The organism is Ruegeria sp. ABF4_144 (assembly GCF_056160045.1).
The window spans coordinates 604,282-621,592 of the sequence record NZ_JBSWWK010000001.1 but is presented as its reverse complement, the minus strand read 5'-3'; the positions used below and the strand labels follow the sequence as shown (position 1 = coordinate 621,592).

General features: G+C 59.5%; 12 protein-coding genes. 5 read left to right on the top strand and 7 right to left on the bottom strand.

Features of this window, described 5'->3' with window-relative positions; translation table 11 throughout:
* Positions 1–90 precede the first annotated feature (90 nt).
* The 6 genes from ACXAGD_RS03250 to ACXAGD_RS03225 form a co-directional block, all read right to left on the bottom strand.
* On the bottom strand, positions 91–1,395 hold the full coding sequence (locus ACXAGD_RS03250) for an NAD(P)/FAD-dependent oxidoreductase (RefSeq protein WP_475208459.1): 1,305 nt from the start codon (positions 1,393–1,395) through the stop codon (positions 91–93).
* Positions 1,392–2,066, bottom strand: coding sequence for a TetR/AcrR family transcriptional regulator (locus ACXAGD_RS03245; RefSeq protein WP_475208458.1), 675 nt, complete (start codon positions 2,064–2,066; stop codon positions 1,392–1,394). Before ACXAGD_RS03245 ends, ACXAGD_RS03250 begins: the two co-directional genes overlap by 4 nt.
* Complete coding sequence (locus tag ACXAGD_RS03240) at positions 2,067–3,617, bottom strand: trimethylamine methyltransferase family protein (RefSeq protein WP_475208457.1); 1,551 nt, start codon at positions 3,615–3,617, stop codon at positions 2,067–2,069.
* A gap of 2 nt (positions 3,618–3,619) precedes the next feature.
* On the bottom strand, positions 3,620–6,022 hold the full coding sequence (locus ACXAGD_RS03235; RefSeq protein WP_475208456.1) for a GcvT family protein: 2,403 nt from the start codon (positions 6,020–6,022) through the stop codon (positions 3,620–3,622).
* A 111-nt stretch (positions 6,023–6,133) separates the two neighbouring features.
* On the bottom strand, positions 6,134–6,763 hold the full coding sequence (locus tag ACXAGD_RS03230; RefSeq protein ID WP_475208455.1) for a glutathione S-transferase family protein: 630 nt from the start codon (positions 6,761–6,763) through the stop codon (positions 6,134–6,136).
* A gap of 15 nt (positions 6,764–6,778) precedes the next feature.
* Positions 6,779–7,276 carry a class I SAM-dependent methyltransferase gene (locus ACXAGD_RS03225; RefSeq protein WP_475208454.1) on the bottom strand — a complete coding sequence of 166 codons (498 nt, stop codon included), beginning with the start codon at positions 7,274–7,276 and terminating at the stop codon, positions 6,779–6,781.
* Between the two features lie 233 nt (positions 7,277–7,509).
* Here ACXAGD_RS03225 and ACXAGD_RS03220 point away from each other — a divergent pair, with 233 nt between their 5' ends.
* The 5 genes from ACXAGD_RS03220 to ACXAGD_RS03200 are packed head-to-tail and all read left to right on the top strand — an operon-like array spanning position 7,510 to position 14,731.
* Positions 7,510–9,282 carry an ABC transporter ATP-binding protein gene (locus ACXAGD_RS03220; RefSeq protein ID WP_475208453.1) on the top strand — a complete coding sequence of 591 codons (1,773 nt, stop codon included), beginning with the start codon at positions 7,510–7,512 and terminating at the stop codon, positions 9,280–9,282.
* Positions 9,275–11,185 carry an ABC transporter substrate-binding protein gene (locus ACXAGD_RS03215; RefSeq protein WP_475208452.1) on the top strand — a complete coding sequence of 637 codons (1,911 nt, stop codon included), beginning with the start codon at positions 9,275–9,277 and terminating at the stop codon, positions 11,183–11,185. Before ACXAGD_RS03220 ends, ACXAGD_RS03215 begins: the two co-directional genes overlap by 8 nt.
* A gap of 14 nt (positions 11,186–11,199) precedes the next feature.
* Positions 11,200–12,228, top strand: coding sequence for an ABC transporter permease (locus ACXAGD_RS03210; RefSeq protein ID WP_475208451.1), 1,029 nt, complete (start codon positions 11,200–11,202; stop codon positions 12,226–12,228).
* Positions 12,225–13,379: an ABC transporter permease gene (locus tag ACXAGD_RS03205; RefSeq protein WP_475208450.1), complete on the top strand. Its 1,155-nt coding sequence runs from the start codon at positions 12,225–12,227 to the stop codon at positions 13,377–13,379. Before ACXAGD_RS03210 ends, ACXAGD_RS03205 begins: the two co-directional genes overlap by 4 nt.
* Entirely contained in the window at positions 13,376–14,731 is a 1,356-nt protein-coding gene (locus ACXAGD_RS03200; RefSeq protein ID WP_475208448.1) for a CoA transferase, read from the top strand. The genes ACXAGD_RS03205 and ACXAGD_RS03200 overlap by 4 nt, the downstream gene beginning before the upstream one ends.
* An 88-nt stretch (positions 14,732–14,819) precedes the next feature.
* Here the strand turns inward: ACXAGD_RS03200 and ACXAGD_RS03195 are convergent, their stop codons facing one another.
* Positions 14,820–17,189 carry a mechanosensitive ion channel domain-containing protein gene (locus ACXAGD_RS03195; RefSeq protein WP_475208447.1) on the bottom strand — a complete coding sequence of 790 codons (2,370 nt, stop codon included), beginning with the start codon at positions 17,187–17,189 and terminating at the stop codon, positions 14,820–14,822.
* Positions 17,190–17,311 lie beyond the last annotated feature (122 nt).

The following is a 17,311-nucleotide window of genomic DNA, read 5'->3' as shown; positions in this document are numbered from 1 at the left end:
GCCCAGTATCAAAACTCGGTTCGTCGGCTCGGTCATTCTGGACCCCGTTTCGTGCGGTTTCCAGAAGGTTAGGGCGTTTTCCCCGACCGGCTAGCCCAGAACCGAAAAACTGCTTTCTTCGTTGATCGGACGCTTGCGGGAATAGAAGCCGACATCGATGGTCCGCTTGATGTAAGGTAGTTCGAATTGCAGCGGTTGGGCATCGTGATCTGCCCCGCCCTCACAGTAATCAATCAGAGCAGCCATCATTTTACCCGCAATCGGTGCATTCTTGTATTGGTTACCGCTGGTGCCGCAGGCCATGTAGAAGCCCGGCAGGCTGGATTTGTCATAGATTGGAATCCAGTCGGTCGAGGCATCGTACAGATCGACCACGCCGCGCGTCTTGGACGGGATACCAAGGCTGGGCACCCGCTGCGCATAGCGCATGGCCTGCGTTGTCCACTGGTCGGTGAAGTCGTGATTGAAATGCACGTCATCCTCGCACCATTGGTGCGGGTCGCATTCCGGGTCCTCTGAGCCGACCAGAATGTGGTTGCCATGCTCGGGGCGGCAATAACACGCGATGTCGCTGTCCGACACAATGGTGCCGTCGTTTTCGAAATCGAACCCTTCGGGCGCAGGGACGTGTACCACCTCTTGCCGCAGGGGACGGGTTTCGATGGTCATGTCGTCCAGTACGCCCGCCATCTTGTTGATGATCGCCGAGCCCGGTCCGGCCACGTTCACCACCACTTTGGCGCGAAGCTCTTCGCCCGAGGCCAGCTTGACCCCGGCCACGCGACCGCCGTCGGTCAGGATTTCAACCACCTCAGCGCCGGTGCGCACTTCGGCTCCGTGCTGCTTTGCGGCATCCATCAGGTTCTGCGCTGACAGGGCTGGGTCGGTGACATACCCGGCTTGCGGCCAATACACCGCGCCCTGCATCTTGCGCCCGTTCGGCTGGCCGAACTCCGGGTCATCCATGCGGCGTGCGGGCGCGAAGCTGTCAAGTGAATAGATCGGCAAGCGTTCTGTAATTTGCTCGGGCGACCATTCCTCGAACGGGCAATCCAGATCGGCACTGTTCTTCATGTGCTTTTCCAACATCCCGTTGGCGTCTGTTTTCATCACCATGGTGCCCGTCTCTCGGAACTGCGCCAGGTTGGCATCCGCGGGCAGTCCCAGATATTCTGGCCAGTCGCGCCAATAGTGATATCCCTCCCACGCAAAAGCGGTGCCGTCGAACGTCGAATAGTGCATCCGAATAATCGCACAGGACCCTGCGGTCGACCCATGGCCCACCTGAGAATTGCGGTCCAGCGACAGGGTTTTCCACCCGGCTTTTGCCATCTCGAACGCGATGGCGGCTCCGATGACACCAGTGCCGATGATAATTGCGTCTGGTTGGCTCATGACAGGTCTCCTTTCCAGCAGCGCCGCGAATATGCGCTGAATTCCTCAACTTCTTCAGGTTTCGGTTCGACGCCGGTGAACGCAAACAGGTAATGCGGCACCATCGAAATCCGTGTTTCTATTGGCTCGTTCAGCTGTGCCAGATCGTATCCGATTTGCATGTAGTACAGAACGCGTGCCCGGGTTTCCGACTCGATATCGGAGTAGCCATAACGCGCGAACATGGCGTGCAGCGCCTCAATCCGCCGGGCGTCCGATTGATCCAACGCGCGGCGGACCTTACCCGATTTACGCGCCCAGTCCCGCACGGCAAAATCCAATGCCGTATCGAACAGGTCGGTGTTCACCACGCAGCGATGCACATTACAGACCGCTGCCGTGATGGTCTCTGCCGGGGCCTCAGCCTGAGCAATCAGGCCCACTGTATTCGTGGCCTGCCAGCGTGTCAGCAAAGCGTCCAGCAGCTCCTGGCGTGACTTGAAGTACCAGTAGAACGAGGACCGCGAGACCGCCATTCGCTCGGCCAGGCTCAGAACCTTGATCTGGTCCACCCCGTCCGAGATCAGCACATCCATTGCCACATTCAGCCAGTCGTCACGCGTGACCTTGATGTTGCCAACTAAGGGCTCAGCTTTTGGATCATCGCGGTGCAGAATCGGTTTGCTATTCATTCAACTCTCCGGCGGCGCGCCGCCTTCAGCGGTGCGTCGTGCGACGAAATCCTGCAGGGCACCCAGTCGGTCACTGTCACCGGCCGGCGCTTTGAAATCGTTCAGAATGCCCTTCCAGACTCCGGTCGCGCGGTGATTAGCATCAACCGAGCCACGCTCGGTCCACGTACCGAAATTGGCATAGTCGTGAACGTGCGGTTGATAGAACTCGGTGTTGTACCGTTCCATCGTTTGACTTGAGGCAAAGAAGTGGCCGCTGGGGTCGACCTCGCGCAGGGCGGTGTCAAAGCCGATCTCGGCGGTCCCGGCCTGCGCCCCCGCGCATAGCTCGGCGACCATGTTCAGCACCTCAGCGTCACAGATCATCTTTTCGAACGACACCGTCAGCCCGCCCTCGAGCCAGCCAGCCGAGTGGATGATCACCGTCGCCCCGGCCATCAGGCAGCCCCAAAGTCCGAACTGGTTCTCATTCGCCGCTTGTACGTCGTTGATGTTCGATGCCGACCCGGCCGCGGATCGCCAAGGCAGCCCCAGATGCCGCGCCAACTGCCCCGCCGCCAGCGACGCCTGAAAATGCGAGGGTGTTCCGAAAGCCGGCGCGCCAGATTTCATGTCCACATTGCTGGTGAAGGTCCCATAGCACACAGGCGCGCCGGGATTAGTCAGTTGTGTCAATGTCAGCGCCGCCAGCGCCTCGGCATGCGATAGGGTGATTGCCCCGGCTACTGTGATCGGCGCCATTGCCCCCATCAGCGTAAAAGGTGTGATGATCGACATCTGACCGTGTCGGGCAAAGTCGATCAAGCCCTGCGCCATGGGGATATCAAGAGTCCGCGGGCTGTTTGTGTTGATGATCGTGTAGCAATGCGCGTTGCCGCGAAACGCGTCATCCGACAGGCCACGCGCGATGGACAGCATCTCAAAGCAATCCATCACCTGCGGCGTTCCGCGCGAAAAGAAGAACGGGAACTTGTCCGTCAGCTCCATCTGGGCCTGCGTGGTGAAGTAGTGGCGCAGATGGGTCGGTACGTCTTGCGGCTCGACCTGCGGCGAGATCATCTGGAAAACGTCGAAATGATGCGTGAGTTTCAAGAACTCCAGATAATCCTGCCCGGTTGCAGGGCGGCGGCCCCGTTCCAGATCAGTCGCGTTTGGGGCTCCTGCTCCCGGCTGAAACACCAGACTGCCCAGTTCCAGCGTGAAATCGCGATGACGCGCTCCTGCCTGACAGGCGATCGATTTCGGTGCCGAGGCGACAGCCGCTTCGACCATATCGCGCCCGATAAAAACCATCTCGGTACCTTCATCCACGCGCGCTCCAGCCGCGGCGAAGATCCGGCGGGCTTCGGGCAGCAGGACCTTTACCCCCAGTTCCTCTAGCGTGCGCAGAGACGTTTCGTGCATGTCTGCGATCTGGTCGGCCGGGAACACTTCCATCTGCGGAAAGGGGTTTTTCAGCTGCCGGTAGTTCACATCCCGGCTGGGTGTGGGCGCAGCCTCGGCCCCGCGCCCACGTCGTCGCCGACCGCGTTCTGAGGTTTGTGAGATCATCTTCAGCCCCTCATCGCCTTGCCCTGCGGATCATACGGTGACGGTGCGATCACCTTTGCGGGGCGTTCAACACCGACCACATGCACAGTCAGCTCTGTGCCGGGTTCGGCCTTGTCACGGTTGACCAGCGCCATAGCCAGCGACTTGCCGGTATAGTGGCCGTAACCCCCCGAAGTCACAAAGCCCACACGGTCTTCGCCCGACCAGATGGGCTCATACCCGCTGGCATCTGCGTCCAGCGCGTCCACCTCAAGCGTAACCTGAACCTGCGCGGGACCATTGCCGTCACGTTCGGCTACGGCGGCGTCCTTGCCGACAAAGTCCTTATCCCAGTCGATCCAACGATCCATTCCGGTCATGCCCGGCGTATAAAGTTGTGTGAATTCCGCCGACCAAATGCCAAAGCTCTTTTCCAATCGGGTCGAAAGCATCGCGTTGAAACCACACTCGCGTATTCCCTCTTCGGCGCCCGCTTCCAACAGCATCCGGCGCAGTTTGATATGGTCGCCATACCGGCAGTTGATCTCATAGCCCTTTTCACCGGTTACCGACATCCGCGCGACCCGGGCGCGCACAAGACCGATATCGAAATCGCCACAGCCCATGAATTTGAGGCCCGAGATATCCTGTTCCGCCAGTTTCTCGACCACGGCCTGCGATTTCGGGCCGACCACGGCAAAGCCGCAATATTCTTCACCCAGATCACGGATATTGACGCCGTCGATCATGTGATCGTCGAACCAACGCATGTGCCAGGCACGCAGATAGTAGCTGCCCATGATCCACCACGTGCCGTCGCCCCAGTTGAGCACGGTCAAATCGCCCTTCAGCCGTCCGTTCTCTCCCAGCATCGGCGCCAGCTTGGCGCGACCCGGCGCGGGCAGTTTCGAGGCCATAACCTTATCCAGCCAGACCTCGGCATTCTGGCCACTGACCTCGAACCGCGAAAAGCCTGAGATGTCCAACAGGGCAGCGCCTTCGCGGATCACCTTGCATTCTTCGGCCACGATGTCATGCGCGTTTGAACGCTTGAGGGTCGGCGTTTCCTCGAACCCCTTGGGCGCGAAGTAAAGCGGCACCTCAAGATCCCAGCTGACGCCCCACTTGCACCCGGCGTCGGTCATCGCGTCATGCGCCGGGGCCATTTTCAGCGGACGCCCTGCAGGCAACTGCTCATTCGGGTAGGTCATCACAAAGCGCCGCGAGTAGAACTGCCCGGTCGTCTCACGGATGTACCGCTTGTTCTGCGCGAAGTCGCCATAGCGGGCCACATCCATCGGCCACGCGTCTGCCTCGGGCTCGCCATGGATCATCCACTCGGCCAGCGTCTTGCCAACGCCGCCGCCCTGCAAGAAGCCCGCCATCACGGCGCAGGCAGACCAATAGCCAGGCTTGCCGGGAACTGGCCCCACCAGCGGGTTGCCATCGGGTGAGAACGTAAACGCGCCGTTCACCCATGTCTTGATGCCGACATTCTGGATCGACGGGTAGCGTTCAAAGCCCAGCGTCAGTTCGTTCTCGATCCGGTCAAGCTGCTCCTGAAACAGCTCTTCACCATAATTCCAAGGCGCGCCGTCCATGGCCCAGTGTTCGTGGTCCACCTCGTAGATGCCAACCAAAACGCCCTTCTGGTCCTGCCGCATATAGGTGAAGCCCTCGAGGTCCACGGTCATCGGCATCTCGAAATCGGCCTCGGCCACTTCGGGGACCGTGTCGGTTATCAGATAGTGGTGCTTCAGCGGAGACACTGGTAGTTCGATGCCCGCCATGCGCCCAACCTGCTTGGCCCAAAGGCCCGCCGCGTTGACCACATGCTCGCATGTGATCGTGCCTCGATCGGTTACTACCTGCCAGCCGTCAGCGGTCTGGATAAGTTCTTCGACCTTGGTTTCTTCATAGTACTCGGCACCGCGCTTCTTAGCCGCCGTGGCGTACGCCTGCACTGTGCCTGTCGTATCAATATAGCCTTCGCGGTCTGCCCACATTGCGCCCAACACGCCATCAGTCGACATGATCGGACAGCGTCTCTGCGCCTCTTCCGGCGACAGCAATTCGCAGTCATCAATGCCGATGGACTGGAAGATGCGATAGTTGGCCTGCAGCCATTCCCAGCGCTCTGGTGTGCCAGCCAGCGTCAAGCCGCCGGTCATGTGCAGGCCGATATTCTGACCGGATTCCTTTTCGATCTCGCTCAGCAGGTCGATAGTGTAAGACTGCAACGACGCCATGTTCGGATCGGCGTTCAGCGCGTGGACCCCACCGGCCGCGTGCCAGGACGAGCCCGACGCCAGCCGCCGCCGTTCGAGCATGACTACATCCGACCAGCCAAACTTGGCCAGGTGATACAGAACCGAGGCGCCCACAACGCCGCCCCCGATTACCACAACGCGATACTGAGATTTCATCCTGCTCTCCCCTGCATGGCTCGCAGTGGACGCTAGACGCACTGTTCACATCTGTCTAGACATTTCTGTACAGTTCAAATCATGCGAAGCCTACATCGAGGTTTCTTCGTTTTAAAGCTGAGCGCTGGGCCTTGAGCCAACCTTTTCGTACCACGCCAGAGTGGCCGAATTTTCCTGTGGAATCCGCCGTTTGATCACGCGGGCGAAGTCGACGAAGACAAATGCCGTAACATCGGCCAAGGTGAATTCCGTTCCGGCGATATAGGGACTTTCCGCTAACCGCCGTTCGAGCAGATCGAAGAAATGACCGACCCGCGCTGCGCCTCTTTGAGCCAGCTCTGGAATCTGAGCGTGATTCTCGAGACCGGGAACCGCCCGGTCGGCAAAGGCTGGATGGGCGTTACGCAAAGTATCGGCGATTGGTACGCCCCCCTGTTGTTCGACAATGCTGTTCCACATCAGAACCAGCCCCTTTTCATCCGGGGTACGTCCCATCAAGGGTGGCTCGGGAAAGCGGGCCTCAAGATAGGCCGCGATGCCAAGGTTTTCGGCCAGCACCGTGCCTTCATCGGTGACCAGAACCGGAAGTGTTGCGTTTGGATTGACCGCCTTGAACGCGTCGCCTAGCTGCTCCCCCTTGGCGATCGACACCTCGCGGGTTTCGATTCGCACCCCTTTTTCCGCGATGAACATGCGGGCACGGCGCGGGTTTGGGGCAGTAGAGCAATCGTAGAACAGCATGGGGAACCCTTCGGATCAGCGGCGATAGATGAAACAGCGCCCCTCGACAGCATCTGGCGGCAAGGGCAGTTCGGTTAGCGTATCAAAATACATCCGGTCGCTGGACACCATCAGCCCGCCCTCAGCCAACAACGGCTCGATCAAGGGAGAAACGAACCGGGCGAAAGCATCGTTCTTTTCTCGGTTATGTCCGCCAAGGTCGGCATGGATCAAGCTGGCGGTCGCGCCGAAACGATCCAACGCGGCGGGCAGCGTCTCGCGCACATCCCCCAGAATCACGCGATCTTCTGGCGGCGTCGAATCCGGGTGCGAGGCCACGGCGCGCTCGAACACATAGACGGGGCGGTTCTTAACGTATCGCACCATGTGATGATAGGTGCGCCCATTGCCCAACCCCAATTCGAACACTGGCCCTTCCAGGCCACTCGTCTCGGAAATCGCGAAATCCAGGCAGGCGCGCTGCGACACCATGCGGTCAATGAACAGATCCAGTCGGCTTTGATCGTCGGACACGGGGAAATCTCTCCTTGATACCAGTCGGCTTGCCAGATGGCGCCGACAGGACGTTTGATGACAAATCCTCAAGACTTTGTGTAGGCAAATTGGCGTCAGTTTCACAAATCCGCGACATTTCACCCCAAGAACGGGTTTGACTAGCCTGCACCAACCGCGCGAAACTGCGACAAAAAACACGGGGAGTTGATCAAGCGAATGCCGAGCTACGGCCCAACGGGTGGAACACCCGCATGACGGCGTTGTTGTCCGTCCGCGATCTGAGCATTGGATTTGGCAAGGGTGAACCCGTTGTCAAAGGCGTCAATTTCGATGTCGAGGCCGGGCAGACTTTGGCGCTGGTCGGCGAATCCGGATCGGGCAAAACGATCTCATGCCGGGCGGCATTGCGGATTTTGCCGCGCACGGCTCAGATTCGCAGCGGTACGATTACCCTCAACGATTCCAAGGGCACCGAAGAACTGACACAGATCAGCGAAAAGCAAATGCGCGGGATTCGCGGGAACCGGATTTCGATGATCTTTCAGGAGCCGATGCGATCCCTGTCGCCCTTGCACAAGATCGGCAATCAGGTCAGCGAGGTTTTGTGGCTGCACCGCGGCGCGTCCGAAGCGCAGGCCCGCAAAGAAGTCCTGACCCAGTTCGAACGCGTGGGCTTTCCCGATCCCCAGCGCGCCTATGATTCTTACCCGTTTGAATTGTCCGGCGGTATGCGTCAGCGCGCCATGATTGCGATGGCGATGGTATCCAAGCCGGAATTGCTGATCGCAGACGAACCAACCACCGCGCTTGACGTTACGACACAAGCGCAGGTTTTGGGCCTGATTAAAGAGCTGCAGCGCGAGACCGGGATGGCGCTGATCCTTGTCACGCACGATCTGGGCGTTGTTGCAAATATGGCCGAACAGGTCGTCGTTATGCACAAGGGCCGCGTCATGGAAGCCGGTGCCGCAGCCCCCATCCTGACCGCACCTGCACACCCCTATACGCAGCAGTTGTTCAATGCTGCACCCGAGATCCCGGACGAGGATTCCGTTGGCATACCCATGCCTGACGAGGACCTGATCCTGCAGATGAAGGGCGTGTCAAAGACCTATACCATGCGCTCCAGCAAGGGCTGGAAGGGCGATCAACTTATCCATGCCTGCCGCGGTGTCGATCTGAATCTGGCGCGCGGTAAGACACTTGCCATCGTCGGCGAAAGTGGCTCTGGCAAGACCACCGCGGCCCGCATCGCGCTGGGGGCTGAACCGCCTGATCCCGGCGGAGAGGTGCTGTTTCGAACCTCTCCCGACGCTGATCCGATCACCGTACACCATATGACCCGCGCACAGCGTACTGCCTTTCAACGCAAGGCGCAGATGGTGTTTCAGGACCCCTACAGCTCGCTCAGCCCCAGGATGCGCATTCAGGACGCGATGACCGAACCGCTGGAGATCCACAATATCGGTACAACGTCCGAGCAAAGGGACAAGGCGGCCGAAATGCTGCAACGGGTCGGTCTGAACTCCGACATGCTGAAACGCTATCCGCACGCCTTTTCCGGCGGTCAGCGCCAACGTCTGTCCATTGCACGTGCTATGATGCTAGACCCGCAGCTGATCGTCTGCGACGAGCCGACCTCAGCGCTGGATGTTTCGGTTCAGGAACAAATCCTGACGCTGCTGGAAAACCTTCAGGACAGCCTGAACCTGTCCTACTTCTTCATCTCACACGACCTTGCCGTCGTGGCGCGCATCGCCGACGAAGTTGCCGTGATGCGCCGTGGGCTGGTGGTCGAACAGGCCCCGCCCGAGACGCTTTTCTACAATCCCCGCCATCCCTACACCAAGGCGCTGATTGCCGCTCAGCCTGAACCTGACATCAACCGCCCGATCGACCTGAAACTGGTTGCTTTGGGCGCAGGATCACCAGACAGTTGGGAAGACGCCTTCCGATTTACGGACTCCGTGATACCTTCATTGGTGGAAATGGAGCCCGGCCATAAGGTAAGATGCCATGTTTAAGACCACTCGCCCCCTGTTTCTGGCCACCGCACTGGCCGCTGCATGGATGCTGCCCGCCACGGCAGACACCCCCACTCCTGTTGAAGGAGAGTTCTGGTCCACCGAAGTGAACGCCGGCAACCTACCCCCCATTCAGGATCGCCTTCCGGACGAGCCGCTGGTGGTTGATCTGGCCGCCAAAGGACGCGAGTTCGGAACCCCGGGCGGCACGCTGCGCACCATGGTTACCCGGAACAAGGACATCCGCCAGATGGTTGTCTATGGTTATGCCAGGCTTGTGGGGTTCAACGAGAATTACGAACTGGCGCCCGACTTGCTGGAATCATTTGAAAGCGAAGACAACCGCAAGTTCACGCTGCATCTGCGCGAGGGGCACAAGTGGTCAGACGGGTCGCCCTTCACCTCTGAGGATTTCCGCTATTGGTGGGAGGACGTAGCGAATAACGAGCTTCTAAGCCCCTCGGGCCCACCGGATTTTCTGATCGTCGAAGGCAAGCTGCCCACCGTATCCTTCCCAGACGAAACCACCGTCGTTTATGAGTGGGAAGACCCGAACCCCGATTTCCTGCAATCGCTGGCACAGGCCCGTCCACCCTTCATCTACCGGCCCGCCGCGTTTCTGAAGAAATACCACGAACAATATGCCGACACCGAAGAGCTTGCCTTTCAGGTCAGCGATGCCCGTGTCAAAAGCTGGGCGGCGCTGCATAACAAGTTGGACAACCTCTACAAGTTCGACAATCACGAACTGCCAACCCTGCAGCCCTGGCTGAACGCAAGCTCGGGCAAGAAAATCCGGCACAATTTCGTCCGCAACCCCTACTACCACCGCATCGACAGCAACGGCGTTCAACTGCCCTATATCGATGTGGTCGAAATGGAGATCGTCGCGCCCGGCCTCGTTGCCGCCAAGGCCAATGCCGGTGAAACCGACCTGCAGGGGCGCGGGTTGGCGTTCCGCGATGCCTCGATCCTGAAAAAGGGCGAACAGGTCGGGGACTATACGACGCGGCTGTGGAAAACCGGTGTTGCGTCGCAGATCGCTATTTATCCGAACCTGAACTTCGCCGATGACGGCTGGCGCGAGGTTTTGCGCGATGTCCGCGTGCGCCGCGCCCTGTCGTTGGCGATTGACCGCAAGACAATCAACCAGGCGCTATATTTCAAATTGGCGCAACCCGGCGCGATGTCGGTCTTACCCGCCTCCCCGTTCTATGACGAGGAAAACGCTCAGGCCTGGGCACAGTTCGACATCGAACAGGCCAACGCCCTGCTGGACGAGGCCGGCCTGACCCAGCGCAACAAGAACGGCATTCGCCTTTTGCCGGACGGCCGCCCGATGGAACTGATCATCGAAACTGCCGGTGAGCGGCAAGAGGTCGAGAACGCGTTGCAGATCGTCACCGACACATGGCGTGAGATTGGCGTTGATCTGGTGATGCGCCCGCTGGATCGGGACATCCTGCGCAACCGTGTATTTGCCGGCAACACCATGGCCTCGGTCTGGTTCGGCTGGGATGACGGCATTCCGCAGCTCCACACGTCTCCGGCCTATCTGGCACCGACGGATCAGGTGTTTTTGGCATGGCCCAAATGGGGTCAGTATTACCAGACCGGCGGCGATGTGGGCGAAGCACCTGACTTGCCCGAAGCTGAACGCCTGATGCAACTGGCCCATGACTGGGAGGTCGCCTCTACCGATGACGAACGCAAGGCCGTCTGGACCGAGATGCTGAACATCCATGCTGACCAGCTGTATGCTATCGGTATCCTGAATGGCGCCCCGCAGCCGATCGTGGTTTCCAACCGCCTGCGCAATGTGCCCGAACAGGCGATGTGGGCGTGGGAGCCCGGCGCGCATTTCGGCATTCACCGGCCGGACGAATTCTTCTTCGCCGACTGATCAGGAGCAGCTAAATGGTCATGCTGCGCTATGCAGTCTATCGCTTTTTCACGATGCTGCTGACGCTGCTGGTGGTGTCGGTTTTGATCTTCGTGATCATCAACCTGCCGCCCGGCGACTACCTCAGCAACCAGATTGCGGAACTGCAGGCCTCGGGCCAGTCCGCTGGCGTGGCCAAGGCCGAGTTTTTGCGCGCGGAATACGCTTTGGACCGTCCCATATGGGAGCAATACCTGATCTGGATGGGCTTTTGGCCGGGCCCGCATGGGTTCGAAGGTCTGTTGCAGGGCAACTATGGATGGTCGTTCGAGTTCGACCGCCCCGTGGCCGAAATTGTGGGTGACACCCTATGGCTGACCGTGGTGGTCAATCTGGCGGCGATCCTGTTTGTTTATGCCGTAGCGCTGCCTCTGGGCGTTATCGCTGCGGCGCGGTCGCGGACATGGATCGACTATACCTCGGCTTTTGTGGGGTATCTTGGGTTGGCCACTCCGAACTTTCTGTTGGCGCTGATCTTGTTCTATTACGGCCACCGCTATTTCAACCTGCCTATTGGCGGTCTCATGGATCCCAGATTCGAAGGCCTGCCAATGAGTTGGGATAAGTTGAAGTCCATCCTTGTTCACTTGATCGTCCCGACATTCGTGATCGGCACGTCCGGCGCATCGGCCATGATGCAACGTCTGCGCGCCAATATGCTGGATGAGCTGGGCAAACCTTACGTGGAAACCGCAATCGCCAAGGGCATGGCCCCGTCGCGGATGCTGACGAAATACCCGTTGCGCGTCGCCTTCAACCCATTCGTGGCCGATATCGGCAACCTGCTGCCCTCGATGGTGTCCGGCTCGGTTCTGGTCTCGGTGGTTCTTGGTCTGCAGACAATCGGCCCGACCCTGCTGACGGCGCTGAAAACTCAGGATCAGTTCCTGTCCGCCTTCATTCTGATGTTTGTGGCCTTGCTGACTCTGATCGGCACCATGATTTCTGACATTCTGCTGGTCATGCTGGACCCGCGCATCCGGTATGAAGGGCGTGACGCATGACCCAACGCCCTGACGGTCGCTATGTCGACGACGCCCCCTATGATCCGGATGTTGCCCTGCAACAGCTTGAGCGCGCCGATCTTGACGCGCCCAACTGGGTGCTGGTCTGGCGCAAGTTCAAGACCCACAAGCTGGGCCTGATCTCGGGCATCTTTCTACTGCTGTGCTACCTGATGCTGCCCTTTGCGGGTTTCATTGCGCCCTATGGCCCGAATGAACGGAACGGAGAGCACCTCTATGCCCCGCCGCAAAGCGTCAGTTGGTTCCATGAAGGCGAGTTCATCGGCCCCCATGTCTATCCGATCGTGGCCGAGGCCGATCTTGAGACGTTTCAATGGAAATTCGTCCCCGATCTGGATGATCCGCGCGCGATCAAGTTCTTCTGCGAAGGCGCCGAGTATAAACTCGCTGGTCTGATCCGGTCTGACACGCACTTGTTCTGTGCACCCGAAGGGGCAACGCTGTTCCTTTGGGGTTCGGATCGGTTGGGCCGGGATGTATTCAGCCGCATCCTGTATGGTGCGCAGCTATCGCTGACCGTGGGCCTGATCGGCATTACCGTATCCTTCGTTCTTGGCATCTTCTTCGGCTCGATGGCTGGTTATTTCGGCGGCAAGATCGATTGGGTCATCAACCGCGTGATCGAAGTCCTGCGCTCGCTGCCCGAACTGCCGCTGTGGCTGGCCTTGTCCGCTGCGGTACCTTCGAACTGGAGTCCCGTCGCGGTGTTCTTCATCATCTCGATCATCCTGGGTATCCTCGACTGGCCAGGTCTCGCCCGCTCCGTACGCGCCAAATTCTTGTCGCTGCGTGAAGAGGAATATGTCCGCGCGGCCGAGATGATGGGCGCAAGTTCAGGTCGGGTGATCCGCAAGCACCTGCTGCCGAACTTCATGTCTCACTTGATCGCATCGGCGACCTTGTCGATCCCCGCGATGATCCTTGGGGAAACTGCGCTCAGCTTCCTCGGCTTGGGCCTGCGGGCACCGGCCGTCAGCTGGGGTGTGATGCTGAACGACGCACAGAACCTCGCTTCAATCGAGATTTATCCGTGGACGGCCATTCCGATGCTGCCGATCATCGTCGTGGTGCTGGCGTTCAACTTCCTCGGTGACGGTCTACGCGACAGCCTAGACCCCTATCAGCAATGAGCCTGTTCTCCGCCCTCCCCGCCGCTGACAGTTACAAGACAACCGGCAAGGGTGCGCGGCCCAGCGCGTTTGCGGTATCTGAACTGGCCACGGCCAGCTTCGCCGCCGTAGGTCAAGAACTGGCGCGCCTCGTAATGGCATTGAACCTTGCACCCACCGCGCCCGAGATTTCGGTCGACCACCGGCTAGCCTCGCTCTGGTACGGGTTTTCGTTCAAGCCAGACGGGTGGGAGATGCCCAGCCTCTGGGATGCCGTGGCCGGAGATTATCAGGCCTCGGACGGTTGGATCAGGCTGCACACCAACTTGCCCCGCCACAAGGCGGCGGCACTGAAGGTTTTGGGGGTTCCGGGCAATCGGGACGCCGTGGCGCAAGCGCTGAAAGAGTGGTCGATCTCTGATCTGGAGACCGCGATTGTGGCCGAGGGCGGTGTTGCCGCCGCCATGCGCGGCCGGGTGGAATGGTTGGAGCATCCGCAGGGGCGGGCTGTGTCCCGCGACCCGCTGATCGGTTGGCAAAACCCAAGACACATCACTCTGCGCGACCGCCCTCAGGCCACGGCCAGCCGCCCGTTGGCAGGCCTGCGCGTTCTGGATCTGACGCGGGTTCTGGCAGGCCCGGTCTCAACCCGAACGCTTGCGGGTTTCGGGGCCGAGGTTCTTCGGATCGACCCGCCCGGATGGGACGAGCCCGGCGTCATCCCGGATATTTCTCTGGGCAAGCACTGCGCCTATCTGGATTTGAAAACGCCCAACGGCCTGACAAAACTGCAGGATCTGCTGGCGCAAGCAGATGTCTTTGTCCACGGTTACCGGCCCGGCGCACTGGACGCGCTTGGGCTGACCAAGGTCAAACGCGATGAACTGGCACCGAACCGGGTCGAGGTCACTCTGAACGCTTATGGCTGGCAGGGTCCGTGGGCCACCCGGCGAGGATTTGACAGCCTTGTACAGATGAGCGCCGGGATCGCGGACGCAGGCCGCGCCTGGGCCAAGGCCGACAAGCCGACACCACTGCCGGTTCAGGCGCTGGATCACGCGACGGGCTATCTGATGGCGGCGGCCGTCTTGTCCGCACTGGCAGAGGCCGCCTCTGGCAACTCCATCATGCTTGCGCAACTTTCGCTGGCCCGTACGGCAGAATTACTGACTGCACTGGCGAAATCCGAACCCGACGGTGATATTACCGGCCCATCACCCGCAGACTATTCGCAACAACTCGAAGAGTCCGGTTGGGGAACAGGCCACCGCCTGAAACCTGCGTTGGCCGTTGGAGCCGCGCAGATGTCCTGGCCCTTGCCCGCCGGGAAGCTGGGCACCTCCCATCCGATCTGGCCGTCGCTGTCCACCTGACACGCAAGCCGCGCAGCACGCGCGGCTTGGCCCAACGCTTTGGGTGGCGTCTCGCCAGAGACGCAATTCAAAGGGGCGGGAGCTGCCCTTAACGGTCATCCCCACCAGGGCCGATATCGTCCAGATAATCCTCGTCGATCGCGGCCTGCACCGCGCCAGTGACGGCCTCACGCTGTTTCGGTGACAAGTCTTCTGGTTCCTTCCCTTCTGCCAGACGCACGGTGACCTCGCGGTGCGCGAACTTGATGCCTTCGCGCGCAAACAGCTCACGGATTTCCTGATAGACCTTCTTGCGCACCAGCCACTGATCGCCCGGTTTGGTCATGAACTTGACCCGAATGATCATCGCCGAGTCCTGCATTTCGATCACACCCTGCGATTTCAGCGGCTGGATGAAGTTCTCACCGATCACCGGATCACTCAGCAACTCCTGCCCCAGCTTCTTGATCAGTTTGCGCACCTTCTCGACATCCGTGTCATAGGTCACACGCAGCGGCAGCTTCATGATCACCCAGTCGCGGGAATAGTTGGTCAGCACCTTGATCTCGCCAAACGGGATCGTGTTCAGCGCCCCCAGATGGTGGCGCAGCTGGAACGAACGGACAGAGATCTTCTCGACCGTTCCTTTCACATCCCCGATATCGATATATTCGCCTTTGCGGAACGCATCATCCAACAGGAAGAACGCACCCGAAAAGATGTCCCGCACCAGCGTCTGAGAACCGAAACCAACTGCCAGACCCACCACGCCCGCACCCGCAAACAGCGGGCTGACATTGATGCCCAATTCCATCAGAACGATTAGAACGATGGTGACAACGACCACGGCCAAGATCGCCCCGCGAAACAGCGGCAACAGCGTGGCCAGACGGCTTTGCCCACCTTCGCCGCCTTCATCGCCCAACTCCGCCTCTTCGCTACCATCGTCAATCTCTTCAGCGATTTTCGTGTCGATCCAGATGCGGAAAAAGTGGAACAGGATGTACCCGATAAACAGGATCACCATCACGTCCAAAGCCCGATCAATCGGCAGGTCTTCGCTCCAGCTGGCTTCGGGGTTCCAGATCACGACCAGTGCATAAAGGCCAACGACAAAGGCCAGAATACCTGCCACGCGACGAGCCAGATCCTCATAGGTCAGCATGCTGTGCTTGCGGACCTCGGCCTCAATGGTTTCCACCGGTTCACCGACCTCTTCCGAGGTCTCTTCTTCGGTGTTCATTTCGTCCATCTTGCGATTGCGATCGAAATAACGCTCGAGCAGGTAGTTCATCGCCCCATAGGCCACGACAACCGACATGAAGATCGCATAGCTGCTGGCCACGATCGGCAACGAGTTTTCGTTCTCCAGCACCAGATCGACCGCCAGCTTGAACCAGCTGAACACGATATAGACGATCAGGACGGGCGCCCACGCGAAGGAAATGAACCGCACAATCCACGACACCGCATCCGCCGCCCGCCCCCCACGGATAGCGTTGGAAATGGCACGGGCATTGAACAGGATCATCATCACATTGCCCAACGCTCCAAGCATGGTCAGGCTGCCATAGACCATGGCATAGACGTTGTAGTTCAACCCGAAATCCGCCACCCAAGTCGCAAACAGCACCACGGAAATGTCATAGGTCGCAAGCGCCGAGGCCCAAACATACAGCCGCTTTGCATCCCGGTCGGAAAAGGGCGGCAGGCGGTATTGGCTCAGATAAGGCGACAGCACCATTCGCCACAGGTCCGACACAGTCCGCGACAGGAAAAACGCCGTGAAAATTGCCGTGACCGTGAACTGGATCGAGATGTCTTCGGCCTCGCCAAAGAACAGGTACCCCACAATCAGGGCCATAAGCATCGCAAAGACCGTGGCGCCAATCCCCATGAAGAACCGGAACACCAGAAACGGCATCTTTTCGCGGTAACCCTGCGGGTTTTCCTTAGACCGCGCCACGACCAGCCTTTTGGCCATGCGCTTGCCGTAAATCTCAATGGACAGCCAGCGCCCCAGCAGCAGGAACAGAATGTTCCAGAACAGGACCTCGACATAGGTCTGGATGCGGCCATCGGGGCTGGTCTGGCGCAGAATGTACTGCACTTCGAAGATCGAATAGGGCATGGCCTGCAGCCGCGATTCCATGGATTCGCGGAATTTCGAGAACCTCTCCTGCGCTTTCATCAGCTGCGAACCTTCGGCCATCGGATCGTGAGGTTCATCGGCTGCGGTGTTGGCTTCGCCCGAGGACACGACCTGCCCCGCGCTATCGATGACGATCACGCTGGCGCCGGCATCCGTCGCGGCCCGTATCGCGGCGGCCACGTCGCCTTCGGCGCTTGTGTCAGCTTCGGACCCGGAATCCGAGTTGTATCCGGGGATCAAAGACGTCTGCGCCGCTGCTCCGGTGACAAAGGCCGCTGCAAGGGCCCAGATCATTAGGGCAATTCCAGCAAAAATTTTGAGTTTCATCGAGTTATTCGTCCAATCCGCGTGATGCACCACAGATTATCGAACCACCTAAGTGTATTCAAATATTCAGCCTTTCACTTCCCAAGATCGTGTCAATTCGTGTTCCCGGTGCAATGATAGCG

What these genes read in the sequence shown, in the direction of transcription:
- ACXAGD_RS03250 (WP_475208459.1), bottom strand. Translation starts at nt 1,395, where the DNA reads ATGAGCCAACCAGACGCAATTATCATCGGCACTGGTGTCATCGGAGCC.
- ACXAGD_RS03215 (WP_475208452.1), top strand. Translation starts at nt 9,275, where the DNA reads ATGTTTAAGACCACTCGCCCCCTGTTTCTGGCCACCGCACTGGCCGCT.
- ACXAGD_RS03220 (WP_475208453.1), top strand. Translation starts at nt 7,510, where the DNA reads ATGACGGCGTTGTTGTCCGTCCGCGATCTGAGCATTGGATTTGGCAAG.
- ACXAGD_RS03245 (WP_475208458.1), bottom strand. Translation starts at nt 2,066, where the DNA reads ATGAATAGCAAACCGATTCTGCACCGCGATGATCCAAAAGCTGAGCCC.
- ACXAGD_RS03230 (WP_475208455.1), bottom strand. Translation starts at nt 6,763, where the DNA reads ATGCTGTTCTACGATTGCTCTACTGCCCCAAACCCGCGCCGTGCCCGC.
- ACXAGD_RS03200 (WP_475208448.1), top strand. Translation starts at nt 13,376, where the DNA reads ATGAGCCTGTTCTCCGCCCTCCCCGCCGCTGACAGTTACAAGACAACC.
- ACXAGD_RS03195 (WP_475208447.1), bottom strand. Translation starts at nt 17,189, where the DNA reads ATGAAACTCAAAATTTTTGCTGGAATTGCCCTAATGATCTGGGCCCTT.
- ACXAGD_RS03205 (WP_475208450.1), top strand. Translation starts at nt 12,225, where the DNA reads ATGACCCAACGCCCTGACGGTCGCTATGTCGACGACGCCCCCTATGAT.
- ACXAGD_RS03235 (WP_475208456.1), bottom strand. Translation starts at nt 6,022, where the DNA reads ATGAAATCTCAGTATCGCGTTGTGGTAATCGGGGGCGGCGTTGTGGGC.
- ACXAGD_RS03240 (WP_475208457.1), bottom strand. Translation starts at nt 3,617, where the DNA reads ATGATCTCACAAACCTCAGAACGCGGTCGGCGACGACGTGGGCGCGGG.
- ACXAGD_RS03210 (WP_475208451.1), top strand. Translation starts at nt 11,200, where the DNA reads ATGGTCATGCTGCGCTATGCAGTCTATCGCTTTTTCACGATGCTGCTG.